Origin of the sequence: Cryobacterium gelidum, assembly GCF_004403985.1 — a bacterium.
Classification (GTDB): domain Bacteria; phylum Actinomycetota; class Actinomycetes; order Actinomycetales; family Microbacteriaceae; genus Cryobacterium; species Cryobacterium gelidum.
The window spans coordinates 42292-55536 of the sequence record NZ_SOHL01000025.1 but is presented as its reverse complement, the minus strand read 5'-3'; the positions used below and the strand labels follow the sequence as shown (position 1 = coordinate 55536).

Here is a 13245-nt window from a genome sequence, read left to right as displayed (position 1 = left end):
GCCGCCCTGCCGCTTAAGCCACGTTTTCCCGGCCCGGGAACCTTCTGCGGACTAGTACGTCCAGACCCGCATGAAAATGGTGGGTCGCTCTGATTTCTTCCCGATGATCCAGGCCGGGATGGTCCCCGTACGCTGCTTCACGGTGGACGGCGTTCTACTGTGTGGGCGGCCTAACCGGGTCTGGCGCCGCGATCCTGGTGCGGATGAGCATGTCGTCGAGGTTGGGCAAGGCGTGGCTGAGCTCGTGTTCGGCGTAGTGGACGATCGCTTCCGCCTCGGCCAGGGTGTTGCTTGCCGCGACCTGAACGACGGCAGCGCCCTGGAGCCGGTGGCCGACCCAGCGCAGTTGCAGCCGGGAGACGGCAAGTACGCCGGGGGTGTGCTCGAGAGCGTGTCCGGCGCGTTCGACGAGCGCTGGTTCGATGCCGTCCATCAGTCGACGCCCGATGGAGCGGACGGTTCCCCAGAGCAGCACGATAATAGCGGCCGAGATGATGAGACCGACGATGGGGTCGGCCAGGGGGAAGCCGAGCATCACCCCGACGGCCCCGACCACGACCGCGAGGGACGTGAAGCCGTCGGTGCGGGCGTGGACGCCGTCGGCGACCAGGGCAGCGGAGCCGATTTTCTGCCCGACCCGGATGCGATAGACGGCGACAACTTCGTTGCCGATGAAGCCGATCACTCCGGCGGCAAGCACCCAGCCCAGGTTATGTAACGGCTGGGGATTGAAGATGCGGTCGATCGATTGCCAGGCAGCGAGAATCGCAGACAGCGCGACGACGGCGATGATGAACAGGCCGGCAAGGTCCTCGGCACGGCCGAAACCATAGGTGTAGCGGCGCGTCGCGGCGCGGCGGCCGAGGAGGAACGCGATCCACAGCGGGACGGCGGTGAGAGCGTCGGAGAAATTGTGGATGGTGTCTGCCAGCAGCGCGACGGAGCCACTGATCAGAACAACGGCCAGCTGGAGGGCGGTGGTGGCGAGCAGGATGACCATGCTGATCTTCAGCGCCCGAATACCCTCCTTGCTTGCCTCCAGCGCGTCGTCGATCGAGTCCGCCGCGTCATGGGAGTGCGGCACGAACAACCCATAGAAGAATCCCTTGATCCCGGTCGGGTGGCTGTGATGGTTCGACCCGTGGTCGTGGTCGTGGTCGTGGTCGTGATCGTGATCGTGATCGTGATCGTGGTCACCGTGCGGGTGCTCATGCTCGTGAGTCTGGGCACGTTCCGCCTCCTGCGCGGCGCTGTGGCCGTGGGCGCCGGTGGGTGCCGCGGCGTGCGGGTGGTCGTTGGTGTGGGGACTGTTCATGATCCCTCGTTTGTCTGGTGGTGGTGGTGGCGGGGGGTGCCGCCGAGGGAGTGCTCGGCCTGGAAGATCGCGTCAGCGACCAATTGAGATGCGTGCTCGTTCTCGAGCTGGTAAAAAACCCGCTGTCCCTCCTGCCTCGTCGTGACTATCCGGCCCATACGCAGCTTGGCCAGATGTTGGGAGACCGCTGCCGGGGACTTGTCGACGATGTCTGCCAGATGGTTCACCGACAACTCTCCGTCGCGTAACGCCAGGATGAGGCGCACGCGGGTCGCGTCGGCGAGCATCGTGAAAACCTCGACTGCGAGTTCGACGAACTGACTGTCCGGCCCCCGACCACAAGTGTGGTTATCTGCATTCATATGCAGATACTTTCATGTCGGGGTCGGAAGTGCAACTTGGACGCAGATCACTATCGAGCGAATGGTGGGTGACGTGCGTGCTCAGAATTCGACTCGAGCGCGATCGCAATCCAGGGATCGCCACTCGAGGACCGGCCCTCGTCCGGTCTACACGTCATCATGCGGTTAGACCGGCGGCAGCGTGAACGGGCCAGCGTCGGGTCGTTTGGGTAGCACGTGGTCACCGGAGGACTGATGACGTACCCGGCGCAGTACCCAAGGCACGAGGTATTCCCGCGCCCAGGCCAGGTCTTCTGTGCGGGCCTGGCGCCAGTTTGTGCCGGGCATCGGCTCAGGTTCGCTCGGCGCGAGTGAATTGTGCACGTTGAGGGTGTCCAGAACCATGCGTGCCACGGTGTGGTGCCCGAGCGCATTCAGGTGCAGCCGGTCGGGCGCCCACATCCGCGGGTCTCGAATTTCGGTCAGCTGCCACATATCGGCCACGATGCAGTCGTGCTTCGTGGCAATGGCCCGCAGATTCTCGTTGTAGATCGCGACCTTCCCGCGGATGCTGCGAAAAACGGGGGAGAATCCCAGGTCGGCTCCCGTGAACAGCACGATCGTCGCGCCGTCCTGACGCAGCTGCGAAATGGCTGCATCGCAGCGTGCGGCTATGAAATCCGGGTCGGCACCGGGCCGGATCACGTCGTTGCCGCCGGCCGAGAAGGTGATCAGGTCCGGGCGCAGGGCCAGGGCCGGCTTGATCTGTTCCTCGGCAATCTGGCCAATGAGTTTGCCGCGCACGGCCAGGTTGGCGTAGGCGAAATCCTCGGTACCGTCGCTCAAGATCTCGGCCATCCGATCGGCCCAGCCCCGGTGCCCGCCGGGACTCTTCTGTTCGGGATCGCCGATGCCCTCGGTGAACGAGTCGCCGATGGCGACGTAACGCGACCATGGATGCTGTTGCTTCGTCATCGATCCATTCTGACGGAACACCCAGTCTTCAGCCGAACTCACCCGTGCGAACGCGAACGTCGGTGGGCTTTGGTAGATTTGTCAGAAGTGAATACTCCATCGGTTTTTGGTCCCGCACAGGGAACGAGTGCAGCCGAACACCTGTCTCCGTCCTTCCCCGAACGCGCCGCGTGGGGTACTGCCGGCAAGTTGCGCGCCTGGCAGGCCGAGGCGCTCGAAGCGTACTTTGTGCACGAACCTCGCGATTTTCTGGCCGCGGCCACGCCGGGCGCGGGCAAGACAACTTTCGCCCTGCGACTGGCAGCCGAGCTGCGCGCCAGGCGAACCATCGACCGCATCACCGTCGTTGCCCCCACCGAGCATCTCAAGAACCAGTGGGCAGATGCCGCGGCACGCGCGGGCATCCGTCTGGATCCCATGTTCAAGAACGCCGACCGCAGTTACGGCAGCCACTACCACGGGGTTGTCGTCACCTACGCCCAGGTCGCCGCGCGCGCCGCTCTACACAAGCAGCTCACCGAGTCGAGCCGCACCCTCGTCATTCTCGACGAGATCCACCACGGGGGAGACGCCCTGAGCTGGGGCGATGCGATCCGCGAGGCCTTCGGGCCGGCTACCCGCCGGTTGTCGCTGACCGGTACCCCGTTCCGCTCAGACACCTCGCCGATCCCCTTCGTCAGCTATCTCCCCGACAAACAGGGCATCCGCATGTCGCAGAGCGATTACGCCTACGGCTACGGCCGTGCCCTTGCCGATGGCGTGGTGCGCCCGGTGATGTTCATGGTCTACGCCGGGCACATGAAGTGGCGCACCCGGGCCGGTGACGAGATGGAAGCCAAACTCGGCGAGGGCAACACCAAGGACATCACGAGCCAGGCCTGGCGCACCGCGCTCGAGCCCAGCGGGCAATGGATTCCCTCTGTGCTGCGTGCCGCTAACTCCCGACTGACCGAAGTACGGCACGGTATTCCGGATGCCGGTGGTCTCGTCATTGCCACCGACCAGACCACCGCACGCGCCTACGCGGTCATTCTCGAAGACATCTGCGGTGAACCCGTCACGATCGTGCTCTCCGACGAGAAGGAGGCGAGCGACCGGATCGATGAGTTCTCCAAAAATACCCGTCGCTGGATGGTCGCTGTACGCATGGTATCGGAGGGCGTGGACGTGCCACGCCTCGCTGTCGGCGTGTACGCGACGAGCGCGGCCACCCCGCTCTATTTCGCCCAGGCCATCGGCCGGTTCGTGCGAGCTCGCCGGCGTGGTGAGACGGCATCCATTTTTCTGCCGAACGTTCCCGGCCTGCTCAGCCTCGCCAACGCACTCGAACTCGAACGCGATCACGCCCTCGACCGCAGCAACCGTGAAGACGGCGACGACGGCATGTACAACCCCGAAGACGCCATGGTCGCGGCGGCGAACAAGGAAGACAAGGCCTCCGACGACCTCGGCCAAGACGATGTCACCTGGCAGGCGCTCGACTCCCAGGCGACCTTCGACATGGTCATGTTTGACGGTGACGAGTTCGGGGAACTCGCCGAACCTGGCACAGATGAAGAATTCGATTTCATCGGCATCCCGGGCCTGCTCGAGCCGGAACAGGTCTCCGAACTGTTGCGTCAGCGTCAATCGAGGCAGTCCAAGCGGTCAACCGACAGGCGTAAAGACCCCGTGAGCGGTGAAATCGCCCCACTTGAGCCACCACCCCTGTACCGCACGCTCAAGGAACAGCGCACTCTGCTGTCGAGCCTTGTGGGCATGTGGTCGAAACTCGCCAATGAACCGCACGGCATGATCCACTCCGAGCTTCGCCGGCTGTGCGGCGGCCCGGCCGTCGCCCAGGCTAGCGTCACCCAGCTGCAGATGCGCATCGACCTGCTCCGCCGCAGGCTCGGCCGTAGCTAGGCCGACGGCGACACGGTTTGCCGGGCGGTCCCGGCACTCACCGGCACCCGGGCGACCAGGAGAGCGGTCAGGAGGTCATCCATGAGGTCATCCACTTGTTCCAGCCCGATGGAGATACGCACGATGCCGGCGGCTGGCCGTGCCTCGGCCGCGACCGGCCGGTGGGTGAGGGACGCCGGATGCTGCACGAGGGAGTCCACACCGCCCAGAGACACGGCGTGGGTAATCAGCCGAAGCGCCTCGGTGAAGCGCAGGGCCGCCGCGTAGCCGCCGAGATCCAGTGCCAGAAGCGAACCCGCGCCGGAACACTGCCGCCCGATCAAGCTCTGGGGATCCTGCCCGGGCAGACCAGGGTAGAGCACGCGCACCAGCGCCGGGTGGCCCGCCAGTCGAGTCGCCACCTCGGCCGCCGTTGCCTGCTGGGCCGCGACCCGCACCGGCAGGGTCCGCAATCCGCGGTGCAGCAAATAGGCATTGAACGGCGAGAGCAAACCACCGGTCAGCGCGCGCACCTGGCGCAGACGCACCATCCACTCCCGCGGTCCCGAGACCGTCCCGCCCATCGCGTCGCCGTGTCCGCCGAGAAATTTGGTCGCGCTGTGCAGCACCAGCGTGGCGCCCGATTCAAGCGGGCGTTGCAACACCGGGGTGGCGAAAGTGTTGTCGACCAAAACCGGGATGGCTCCGGCAGCGTGCACGACCGCCCGAATGTCGGTCAGTTCGAGGGTGGGGTTGGCCGGCGTTTCCAGAATCACCAGGCCCGTATTCGGACGGATGGCCGCCGTCACGCCGGCCAGATCGGTCCAGGTGACCGTCGTGCCAAGGAGCCCGCTGCTCAGGACGTGGTCGGTTCCGCCATACAGGGGCCGCAAGGCGACGATATGCGGTTTGCCAGCGGTCACCGTCGCGATCAGAGTCGCTGTCAGGGCGGCCATCCCGGTGGCGAAAGCCACCGTGCCCTCAGCCTGCTCCAACGTTGCGAGAGCATTTTCAAACCGGGCGACGCCGGGCTGCCACAGGCGCTGGTACACCGCAGAGTCCCCGGGTTCAGGAGTGCCCCCGGTGGCGAGATTCTCGTACGACTCACCGCCGGACTCGACGCCGCGCAGCGGATTGGTAGTCGATAGGTCGATGCCTGGAACGTGGATACCGGCCTCGGTGAGGCCATCCATTCCAGCGTGCACGGCAAGGGTTTCAATGTGTGACACCAGTGGCAACATGTGCTCACGAAAACAGATTCTGTGCGCCCGCGCAAGTGACGCTGCAGACCCTTGCAAAGGTTTATTTTGAATCGCATAAACTCCTTGGTAACGAGGGAGTCTCTTGATGGAATCGAAGAAGCCGGAACTTGACCGGGTTGACCGTGCACTGCTGCGTGCCCTGTCGGTCAATGCCCGGGCGTCGGGGGCAGCTCTGGCGAACGAAATCGGCGTCGCCGAGTCCACGGTCTCCCTACGCCTCCGCCGGTTGCAGCAGCTCGGCCACATTCGTGGCTACCGGGCCAATATCGATCTGGCCGCGCTCGGCGCAAGTTTGCAGGCACTCATCTCGGTGCGGCTGGTCAAGCACGCCCGGGTGCAGATCGACGACTTTCGGAACGCCGCCCCGCACTGGCCCGGCGTGATCGGGCTGTTCCACACCGCGGGCGCCGACGACTACCTGCTGCACGTGGCCGCAGCGGATGCGTCTCACCTGCGTGACTTTGTGTTGGAACACCTGGCGGAGCATCCGGCCGTCGCTCACACCGAGACGAACCTGATCTTTGAGTATGTCGACGGTGACGGCTGGCAGGACCTGGTCAAATAGGGATGCCATCGACCGGCTCCGGCCGGTCGATGGCATCCCTTAAAACAAGAATGCCTCCCGCCGAAGCGGAAGGCATTCTTCGCAAGCTCTATTTAGAGGGCGCGGATGTTCTCGGCCTGAGGACCCTTGGGGCCCTGGGTTACCTCGAACTCGACCTTCTGGTTTTCATCGAGGGACTTGTAACCGTTCGACGCGATCGCGGAGTAGTGCGCGAAAACATCGGCGCTTCCGTCGTCGGGTGCAATAAAGCCGAAGCCCTTTTCAGCGTTGAACCATTTCACGGTACCTGTTGCCATTTGTAAAACTCCTCCAGGAGTGTTAGACCGGCCCCGACTGTCGGGACCGTTCGTCGCGGTATTCGTCGTCCGCTTCCGAAAGGAATGTGGCGCACTAGCTGCAATCCAGATGAATCACAATCAGTGCGTTTAAGACGTGCAAGCACTACAACTTCGTGTCTAACACTAGCCCACAAGTCTGGATGGTTTCGGAATTCTCAACGTTTTTTACCGGAAAACGTCACGTTGTGCGCAAATAACTGGTGATCGCCGGGTCTATCAGTGCTCTGCGCGCGTTCATGAAGATTCCCGGGTAAAGGGAAAATCTGCTCATTCGGCTGTGACGAAGTCGATCAGGTGTTCCACCCGGCCCAGAAGTTGCGGTTCGAGATCGGCGAACGTGCGCACCTGACCCAGAATGCGTTGCCAGGCCCGCGCGATGTCGGCCTGCTCCTCGTGCGGCCAGCCGAGCACGTCGCAGATGCCGTGTTTCCACTCGATACTCCGCGGGACCTCCGGCCAGGCGCTCAGGCCGACGCGAGCGGGCTTGACCGATTGCCACACGTCGACGAACGGATGCCCCACCACGAGCACGCTCGCGGCGAACGGTCCGCGAGCCACAGCCTCGGCAATACGGCTCTCCTTGGAGCCGGGCACAAGGTGGTCAACCAGTACTCCCACCCGGCGACCGACGCTCGGGCGAAAGTTGCGCAGGATTGCGTCCAGGTTATCGACGCCCTCGATGTATTCCACGACAACCCCTTCGATGCGCAAGTCGGCACCCCAGACCTTTTCGACCAGTTCGGCATCGTGACGTCCCTCGACTAGGATGCGACTGGCGCGCGCGACCCTGGCAGGCGCGTTGGGCATGGCCGTCGAGCCGGAGGCCGTACGTGCCCGGCCCAGGGCGGCGGCCATGGTCGGGGCAATCAGAGTGACGGGGCGGCCGTCGATCAGAAAACCGGAACCGAGCGGGAACAGTCGCAGCTTGCCGTGCCGATCTTCCAGCGTGACAATTTTCTTCTCCACCCGCAGAACGGCACCGCAAAATCCGGTGGCGATTTCTTCGACGACAAGGTCACGCGTCGCTTCCTGCGTCGGAATGATGATGCGACCGGCGTCACGCCAGCCGGGGGAGAGCACGTCTGCACTATATCGATCGTCCATTGCATCGACGCTAGCCGAGAACGCGTGGATCCCGTCCACCGGCCACGGTATTCTGGGGGCATGTGTGGTCGATTCATCATTACCGATACGGCGCCCGACCTGGCTGCCATGTTCGATGTCGAGCACGAGGGGGAAAACCTGCCAGAGCCGTCGTGGAACATACGACCGACCGAGCAGATTCCGATCGTGCTCGAATCCGCGAGGACCGACCCGGCCGTGCGCCGGTTGGAATCGGCCCGCTGGTCGTTGATTCCCTCGTTCGCGACAGAACCGACCTCGAAATTTCCGACTTTCAATGCTCGGGCAGAAAGCGCCGCCGAGAAACCGACCTTCAAGTCTTCCGTGCGTTCACGCCGGGCCCTTGTGCCGGCAACGGGTTACTTTGAATGGCACACCGAGGGCACCGTGAAGACGCCGTTCTTTGTCCACTCGGACGATGGCCTGCCGCTCGCCTTCGCCGGCCTGTATTCCTGGTGGAAGAATCCTGCGGCAGTGGAAAATGATCCGGCGCGCTGGGTACTGTCTGCCACCATCCTGACGACGGACGCCCAGGGTCCGCTCGCGCAGATTCACGATCGCACGCCCGTTGCCCTGCCGGAGGAGTGGTGGGACCACTGGTTGGACCCGGCCACCGAAGGCGACCAGGCCCTCGTCGATGCCGCTGTCGCAGCCTCTCGAATAGTCGTGGAATCCCTCAATTTCCACGAAGTCGCCCCGGTGACCGGGAACGGCCCCGAACTGATCGAACCGATCAACAACGATTCGATGTAATGGCACCGGACCCCAACCGGTACGCTCGAATCAGTACGAATGATCAGTACGCTCAAATCAGTGACTGTCGAAATTACGCGGGCGCTGCCGTGAAAGGACCACCCATGAACATTGTCGCCTTCGTCGTCGCCTTTGCGATCTTTGTTTTCGGTTTTTGGCTGTTCGGCCTGGCTTTTTCGGTCACGGCCCTGATGGCACCGATTTTCATCGGCGGAATCCTCTGCGTGTCCGTGGCCATGGCGATTCCGTTCCACCTGCTCCGCAACTGAACCACGACCTGCTCGCCTGAGCGCGCCGGCCGCGCTACTCAATGCAGCAAACCGGCTACGAGGTTGATCAGCGTGGCTAAAATCACCGATCCGAACGGAAATGACAGCAAGGCGTGCCGCAGGGCTGCCATCCGGATTGCGTGATTTCGGATACTCGTGTCCGAGACCTGATAGGTCATGCCGATCGTGAAGGCCAGATAGGCGAAATCGCTGTACCGCGGCGGTTCGGGCTGATTGAAATCGATGCCACCGGGTGAGTCGCTGTAGTACAGCGACGCGTAGCGCAGGGTGAACAGGGTGTGCACCAGAACCCAGGACAGCGCAACACTGACGATGGCCACTCCGGCCAGTAGGCCGCGCTGCGACCCAGAGGTTGCGTTGGTACCCAGGAGCAGTACGACGATGGCACCGAGGCTTGCCAGCCCGGCGAGAAGGAGGAGGAATTCCGAGACGCCTCGTGAGGGATCCTCGCGGGTAGCATGGCTGGCCGTCGTATCCGCATCCTGGCGACCGACGACGATCCAGACCCAGCCGATATAGGTCACACAAGCGGCCGCCCAGCCGAGGATTACCGCAAGGCTCCAATCACCCCGAACATTGGCCGCCACAGCGACGGCAATTCCGACGACGAGCATGACGATCAGCCGGGTGCTGTACCGGTGCAGGTGCGCGAGTCTCAGGGTCACAGGCTGATCGTGGCACAGAATAGGCCGGTCAATCACACCGGGCACCCTCGGCGCGGTGTCAGAATCGCGCGGTAACATGACCTCTCGGTCGTTTTCGCAGCGATTGCCTACGAACACGGAAAGGTTTCGCCCAGGATGCAAGACAGCCCGGCCGCATCCACCCCCTATGAGGTCCTCGGCGTGAGCCCGAGCGCGACCGACGATGAGTTACGACGCGCCTACCGACTGCTGCTGCGTCAGACCCACCCCGACGTCGGCGGCAACGCGACCAAATTCCACGCTCTGCAGCTAGCCTGGGAACGCATTGGTAACCCCGAGAACCGGGCTGCCTACGATCGTCGACGCTTTGACAACACCGAACCGAGTACCGCAAGGGATGCCTACGCGGCTCCCTCCGCCCGCGGCCCCGCAACCAAGTCCAGCCTGAAAACCCGCATGCACGGCCACCCCGGCGGCCAGGCGCGGCTGAGATACCTCGATCTCGTACGCGAATGGGCGGGCCGCGGCACGGTGATCGACGATCCGTACGCCCCTGCTCTCATTCGCAGCGCGCCGAAACTCGTGCGCCACTGCCTCGCCAAAGCTCTCGCCGAGGAGGCCACTGCCCAGCTCGTGGCCAACTTAGGCATCGGATTCACCGCCTGGCACGACATCGACACCGGCGGCCAGACCGACAAGCTCGACCACATCATCCTCGGCCCGGCCGGATTGTTCGGCGTACTATCCGAGGACTGGGGCGGATCGGTGCAGCTGCGCCGCGGCGAACTGGTCGGTGACGACCTGCCCGACGAGGATCGCCCCATCCACCGGTTCGACGACGCCGCCCGAATGATCGCCCGTGGCCTCAAGGTGCGTTTCACGGCGCTCATTGTCGTACTGCCAGATGGGGCCCTCGACGAGCCCATGTCGCTGCCCAAACGCGGCCGACGACCGATGATCATCGTGATTCCGCGCTCGCGCCTCATCGGGGTGCTCCGCGACGGGCTGGCCGGCATGGAACGTGGCAGTTTTGAGAAAGTCTTCGAGCTGCGCAGCACCCTGCAGAACGGCATCCGATTCGTCACTACCTAGTCGATCCGTGGTTACGAGCGCAGCGCTAGCTTGTCGACCCAATAGCGCAGAAAAGTCGCCCCGGCTTCATCGTGAATCTGGTCACCGATCACGATGACCGGGTACGGTCGGTCCAGAATCCCATCGGATGGCCGCACATCCACATGGGACACGTCGTAACCAGCCTCGTGCAGGTGGTCGGCCATTCGGTAGTCGCTGCGCGAATCGCCCACGGATCGCCACAGCCGGGGCAACGGGCCGCTCTGCGCGAAGTAGGCGAGGGCTCGCCTGGCAGCGTGGTCCTTGTCCAGCGTGACCGATTCGATATCGGTCGAGATGATCGTGGCATCGAGCCGATACGGAATTTGACCAGAGGCGTCGGGCGATTGGTGATCGTCGAACCGCACACCGAGCCCGTGTTTCACCAAGATGGCAAAAGCAGCCGTGTTGAACGCGGGTTGACGGGCACGAAAGTCGGCCGCGCTGACGTCGGTGCGCTGCTCGACCGAGATCATGGCCTGCTTGGTCTCGTCGAAGAACATCTCGTTCGCAAACGACTCCTTGACCAGCTGGCGTACGTCGTCGATGACCACCGGCGGCAGCGCGAGCACCCGATCGACCACCACGTCGCCCATACCGTCCGGCCCGATCGGAAACCACACCGCGCCCTTCTCGCACACCCCATACATGCGAAAGTTCTCGGGCAGCCCCGCGAGCACGAGCGGGGCGACAACCTGCTCGCGGATAAAGTCGGCTGACCGCCCGGTGATGAACGCGATCGGCACCTGCCCGGCCGCAAGGGTGATCAGGTCGGTCAGAATACTCGGTGTTGCGATAGTGCGCGTGATCGGACTCGCGATCGGACCATCGACGTCGAGGAGCAATCCCAGCGGGGACACAGGCGTAGGCATTTCCTCATTCTCCCATAACCGTCGGCATGGAATCAGGCAACGGTGAGTAGCGGATGCTGCGCCCACTCAGCCGAGCGCCTATCCTTGTCCGAAGATGATTACGCGACGAGAAGCAGCACTGCGCCTGGATATTCCGCTGGAAATGGCGGCACGCCACGGTATTCCCTCACGCCTCAGCGAGGGCCAGCTCGCCAAACTCGAGGCAGAAGCGCCGGTGTGGCTGCTGCAGTCGCGCGCCAATCGCACCGGCAAGAAACCGGTGTGGGTGCAACTCACCTGCACGATCTGTGGGTATACCGAAGCCGTGCGCCCGAAGAAATGGTGGCCGACGTTCACCTATATCAGTTGTTCGAACCATGGCTTCGATGAGCTGCCTGAGCCAGCCGCCGGATTGGGCCGCACCGAGTGCGACGGGATCGGCAGTCAGTTCATTGGAATCACCGACGAGGCACCTGGCCAGAGCGAACCCGTCTGATCCCCTTCCGGCACCTGAAAGTACGCTGATCTCGCCACCGAGGCGCACGCCCGAGGCGTACGATCTCAGTATGAATCCGAATGCACCAAAGCGTTGATCATGTCTCGCAATTCTCTCAAATGGCTACCCGCCGTCGTCGTACCGGCGGTCGTAGTTGCCGCGGTCATCGCCGTGCCGCTCCAGGCCGGTGCCGCCGTCGATCTACCCGATAAAACGCCCGAACAGGTTCTCCTTCTGGTGCACGACAGCACGGTGTCGACCTTCTCCGGAACGGTCTCCCAATCGTCAGATCTCGGTCTCCCCGCGCTGGATCTCAGCGCGGGGATGACTAAATCCATGCAGAAATCAATGACCGAGTCCAGGCCGGAAGGCGCGGCCTCCTCCGTCCCGGAAGCGTCCACCATCGGAGCACTGAGCACGGCACTCGACTTGCTCAGCGGCTCCCACGAGTTCCGGGTGTATGCCGGTGGCGAAAGCCAGTCTCGCGTACAGATCAAGGACCGCATGGCTGAGCGTGACGTGGTGCAGAACGGGAGCGATGTGTGGCTGTACGACTCGAGCAGCAACGCAGCGACACACTTGAGCGTGCCGGCCGATCTCGCTGCTACCGCCGAGTCGAAGTTCGCCGCGCTAAAGTCGCAGCTCCCCACCGACCTCTCGACCCCGGCGCAGCTCGCCGAGCGTTTTCTCAGCGAGCTGGACCCGAGTACGACGGTGTCGGTCGGCACGGACGCCCGGGTCGCTGGACGCAGTGTGTACCAGTTGGTGCTCACGCCGAAAGCAGCTGACAGCCTCGTCGCATCCGTTTCCATCGCGGTCGACTCTCAGACCGGCCTGCCGGTTCAGGTGGTCGTAATGGCCGAGGGCCAGAGCGCACCGGCGTTGCAGGTCGGCTTCACTGCTATTGATTTTGCCGCTCCCGACGCCGACCGGTTCGATTTCGTGCCGCCGGCCAACGCCACGGTGACGGAGCAGGCCCTTCCAGACCTGCCCGACCGCGCTACCGGTGACCACACGGGCGCGCAACGTCCGACAGCGGCAGAACTGCCCCGGGTCACGGGAAGCGGTTGGTCCAGCATCGTCGAGGTGCCCGCGGCCGCCGTACCGGCCGAGCTCGGCAACAACCCCCTGATCGACCAGCTGACCAATGGTGTCGAAGGGGGTCGCGCCCTGACAACGTCCCTCATGACGGTGTTCCTGCCCGCGGACGGGCGGATGTTCGCCGGCGCGGTTCCGCTCGCCCAACTCCAGGCCGCCGCAGAGTGATCGTCACCGCAGTGACGCGCACCGCAGTGAGGC

At 63.8% G+C, this 13245-nt stretch carries 15 protein-coding genes; 7 read left to right on the top strand and 8 right to left on the bottom strand.

Features of this window, described 5'->3' with window-relative positions; all coding sequences use genetic code 11:
* Positions 1-154: 154 nt before the first annotated feature.
* The 3 genes from E3T50_RS12770 to E3T50_RS12760 all read right to left on the bottom strand — a co-directional run bounded on the left by E3T50_RS12770 (position 155) and on the right by E3T50_RS12760 (position 2631).
* Positions 155-1315 carry a cation diffusion facilitator family transporter gene (locus tag E3T50_RS12770; protein ID WP_134552382.1) on the bottom strand — a complete coding sequence of 387 codons (1161 nt, stop codon included), beginning with the start codon at positions 1313-1315 and terminating at the stop codon, positions 155-157.
* Positions 1312-1677 (bottom strand): ArsR/SmtB family transcription factor, encoded by a 366-nt coding sequence (locus E3T50_RS12765; RefSeq protein WP_134552380.1) that lies wholly within the window; start codon positions 1675-1677, stop codon positions 1312-1314. The genes E3T50_RS12770 and E3T50_RS12765 overlap by 4 nt, the downstream gene beginning before the upstream one ends.
* 165 nt (positions 1678-1842) lie before the next feature.
* On the bottom strand, positions 1843-2631 hold the full coding sequence (locus E3T50_RS12760; protein WP_134552379.1) for an SGNH/GDSL hydrolase family protein: 789 nt from the start codon (positions 2629-2631) through the stop codon (positions 1843-1845).
* An 87-nt stretch (positions 2632-2718) separates the two neighbouring features.
* Here E3T50_RS12760 and E3T50_RS12755 point away from each other — a divergent pair, with 87 nt between their 5' ends.
* The gene (locus tag E3T50_RS12755; RefSeq protein ID WP_241990909.1) at positions 2719-4536 is read left to right on the top strand and encodes a DEAD/DEAH box helicase; all 1818 of its coding nucleotides are present in this window, start codon (positions 2719-2721) and stop codon (positions 4534-4536) included.
* On the opposite strand, the gene E3T50_RS12750 is transcribed toward E3T50_RS12755, so the two are convergent.
* Positions 4533-5756, bottom strand: a complete 1224-nt coding sequence (locus tag E3T50_RS12750) for a trans-sulfuration enzyme family protein (RefSeq protein WP_134552375.1) — start codon at positions 5754-5756, stop codon at positions 4533-4535. The two genes, E3T50_RS12755 and E3T50_RS12750, sit on opposite strands and share 4 nt — an antisense overlap.
* A gap of 106 nt (positions 5757-5862) precedes the next feature.
* Here E3T50_RS12750 and E3T50_RS12745 point away from each other — a divergent pair, with 106 nt between their 5' ends.
* Positions 5863-6342, top strand: a complete 480-nt coding sequence (locus E3T50_RS12745) for an Lrp/AsnC family transcriptional regulator (RefSeq protein ID WP_174722454.1) — start codon at positions 5863-5865, stop codon at positions 6340-6342.
* Positions 6343-6434: 92 nt separating this feature from the next.
* On the opposite strand, the gene cspE is transcribed toward E3T50_RS12745, so the two are convergent.
* Both cspE and E3T50_RS12735 read right to left on the bottom strand, forming a co-directional pair.
* Positions 6435-6638 (bottom strand): transcription antiterminator/RNA stability regulator CspE, encoded by a 204-nt coding sequence (gene cspE, locus E3T50_RS12740; RefSeq protein WP_035840308.1) that lies wholly within the window; start codon positions 6636-6638, stop codon positions 6435-6437.
* A gap of 309 nt (positions 6639-6947) precedes the next feature.
* On the bottom strand, positions 6948-7784 hold the full coding sequence (locus E3T50_RS12735; RefSeq protein ID WP_134552373.1) for a DUF3097 domain-containing protein: 837 nt from the start codon (positions 7782-7784) through the stop codon (positions 6948-6950).
* A 60-nt stretch (positions 7785-7844) separates the two neighbouring features.
* Between E3T50_RS12735 and E3T50_RS12730 the strand changes: the two genes are divergently transcribed.
* Together E3T50_RS12730 and E3T50_RS16275 are read left to right on the top strand one after the other, a co-directional pair.
* On the top strand, positions 7845-8555 hold the full coding sequence (locus tag E3T50_RS12730; RefSeq protein WP_134552371.1) for an SOS response-associated peptidase: 711 nt from the start codon (positions 7845-7847) through the stop codon (positions 8553-8555).
* Positions 8556-8659: 104 nt separating this feature from the next.
* Complete coding sequence (locus E3T50_RS16275) at positions 8660-8824, top strand: hypothetical protein (protein WP_166783839.1); 165 nt, start codon at positions 8660-8662, stop codon at positions 8822-8824.
* Positions 8825-8862: 38 nt separating this feature from the next.
* On the opposite strand, the gene E3T50_RS12725 is transcribed toward E3T50_RS16275, so the two are convergent.
* Entirely contained in the window at positions 8863-9510 is a 648-nt protein-coding gene (locus tag E3T50_RS12725) for a DUF1345 domain-containing protein (RefSeq protein ID WP_241990908.1), read from the bottom strand.
* 135 nt (positions 9511-9645) lie between these two features.
* Between E3T50_RS12725 and E3T50_RS12720 the strand changes: the two genes are divergently transcribed.
* Positions 9646-10581: a J domain-containing protein gene (locus E3T50_RS12720; RefSeq protein ID WP_134552369.1), complete on the top strand. Its 936-nt coding sequence runs from the start codon at positions 9646-9648 to the stop codon at positions 10579-10581.
* An 11-nt stretch (positions 10582-10592) separates the two neighbouring features.
* Here E3T50_RS12720 and E3T50_RS12715 read toward each other — a convergent pair whose 3' ends face one another.
* The gene (locus E3T50_RS12715) at positions 10593-11471 is read right to left on the bottom strand and encodes a hypothetical protein (RefSeq protein ID WP_174844757.1); all 879 of its coding nucleotides are present in this window, start codon (positions 11469-11471) and stop codon (positions 10593-10595) included.
* Between the two features lie 94 nt (positions 11472-11565).
* Here E3T50_RS12715 and E3T50_RS12710 point away from each other — a divergent pair, with 94 nt between their 5' ends.
* Entirely contained in the window at positions 11566-11946 is a 381-nt protein-coding gene (locus tag E3T50_RS12710) for a hypothetical protein (RefSeq protein ID WP_134552367.1), read from the top strand.
* 99 nt (positions 11947-12045) lie between these two features.
* Complete coding sequence (locus E3T50_RS12705; RefSeq protein WP_134552365.1) at positions 12046-13212, top strand: LolA family protein; 1167 nt, start codon at positions 12046-12048, stop codon at positions 13210-13212.
* Positions 13213-13245 lie beyond the last annotated feature (33 nt).

Bases quoted from the DNA above. Each gene is read 5' to 3' on its own strand.
- E3T50_RS12770 (WP_134552382.1), bottom strand. From the start codon at position 1,315: ATGAACAGTCCCCACACCAACGACCACCCGCACGCCGCGGCACCCACC.
- E3T50_RS12765 (WP_134552380.1), bottom strand. From the start codon at position 1,677: ATGAATGCAGATAACCACACTTGTGGTCGGGGGCCGGACAGTCAGTTC.
- E3T50_RS12760 (WP_134552379.1), bottom strand. From the start codon at position 2,631: ATGACGAAGCAACAGCATCCATGGTCGCGTTACGTCGCCATCGGCGAC.
- E3T50_RS12750 (WP_134552375.1), bottom strand. From the start codon at position 5,756: ATGTTGCCACTGGTGTCACACATTGAAACCCTTGCCGTGCACGCTGGA.
- E3T50_RS12745 (WP_174722454.1), top strand. From the start codon at position 5,863: ATGGAATCGAAGAAGCCGGAACTTGACCGGGTTGACCGTGCACTGCTG.
- cspE (WP_035840308.1), bottom strand. From the start codon at position 6,638: ATGGCAACAGGTACCGTGAAATGGTTCAACGCTGAAAAGGGCTTCGGC.
- E3T50_RS12735 (WP_134552373.1), bottom strand. From the start codon at position 7,784: ATGGACGATCGATATAGTGCAGACGTGCTCTCCCCCGGCTGGCGTGAC.
- E3T50_RS12730 (WP_134552371.1), top strand. From the start codon at position 7,845: ATGTGTGGTCGATTCATCATTACCGATACGGCGCCCGACCTGGCTGCC.
- E3T50_RS16275 (WP_166783839.1), top strand. From the start codon at position 8,660: ATGAACATTGTCGCCTTCGTCGTCGCCTTTGCGATCTTTGTTTTCGGT.
- E3T50_RS12720 (WP_134552369.1), top strand. From the start codon at position 9,646: ATGCAAGACAGCCCGGCCGCATCCACCCCCTATGAGGTCCTCGGCGTG.
- E3T50_RS12715 (WP_174844757.1), bottom strand. From the start codon at position 11,471: ATGCCTACGCCTGTGTCCCCGCTGGGATTGCTCCTCGACGTCGATGGT.
- E3T50_RS12710 (WP_134552367.1), top strand. From the start codon at position 11,566: ATGATTACGCGACGAGAAGCAGCACTGCGCCTGGATATTCCGCTGGAA.
- E3T50_RS12705 (WP_134552365.1), top strand. From the start codon at position 12,046: ATGTCTCGCAATTCTCTCAAATGGCTACCCGCCGTCGTCGTACCGGCG.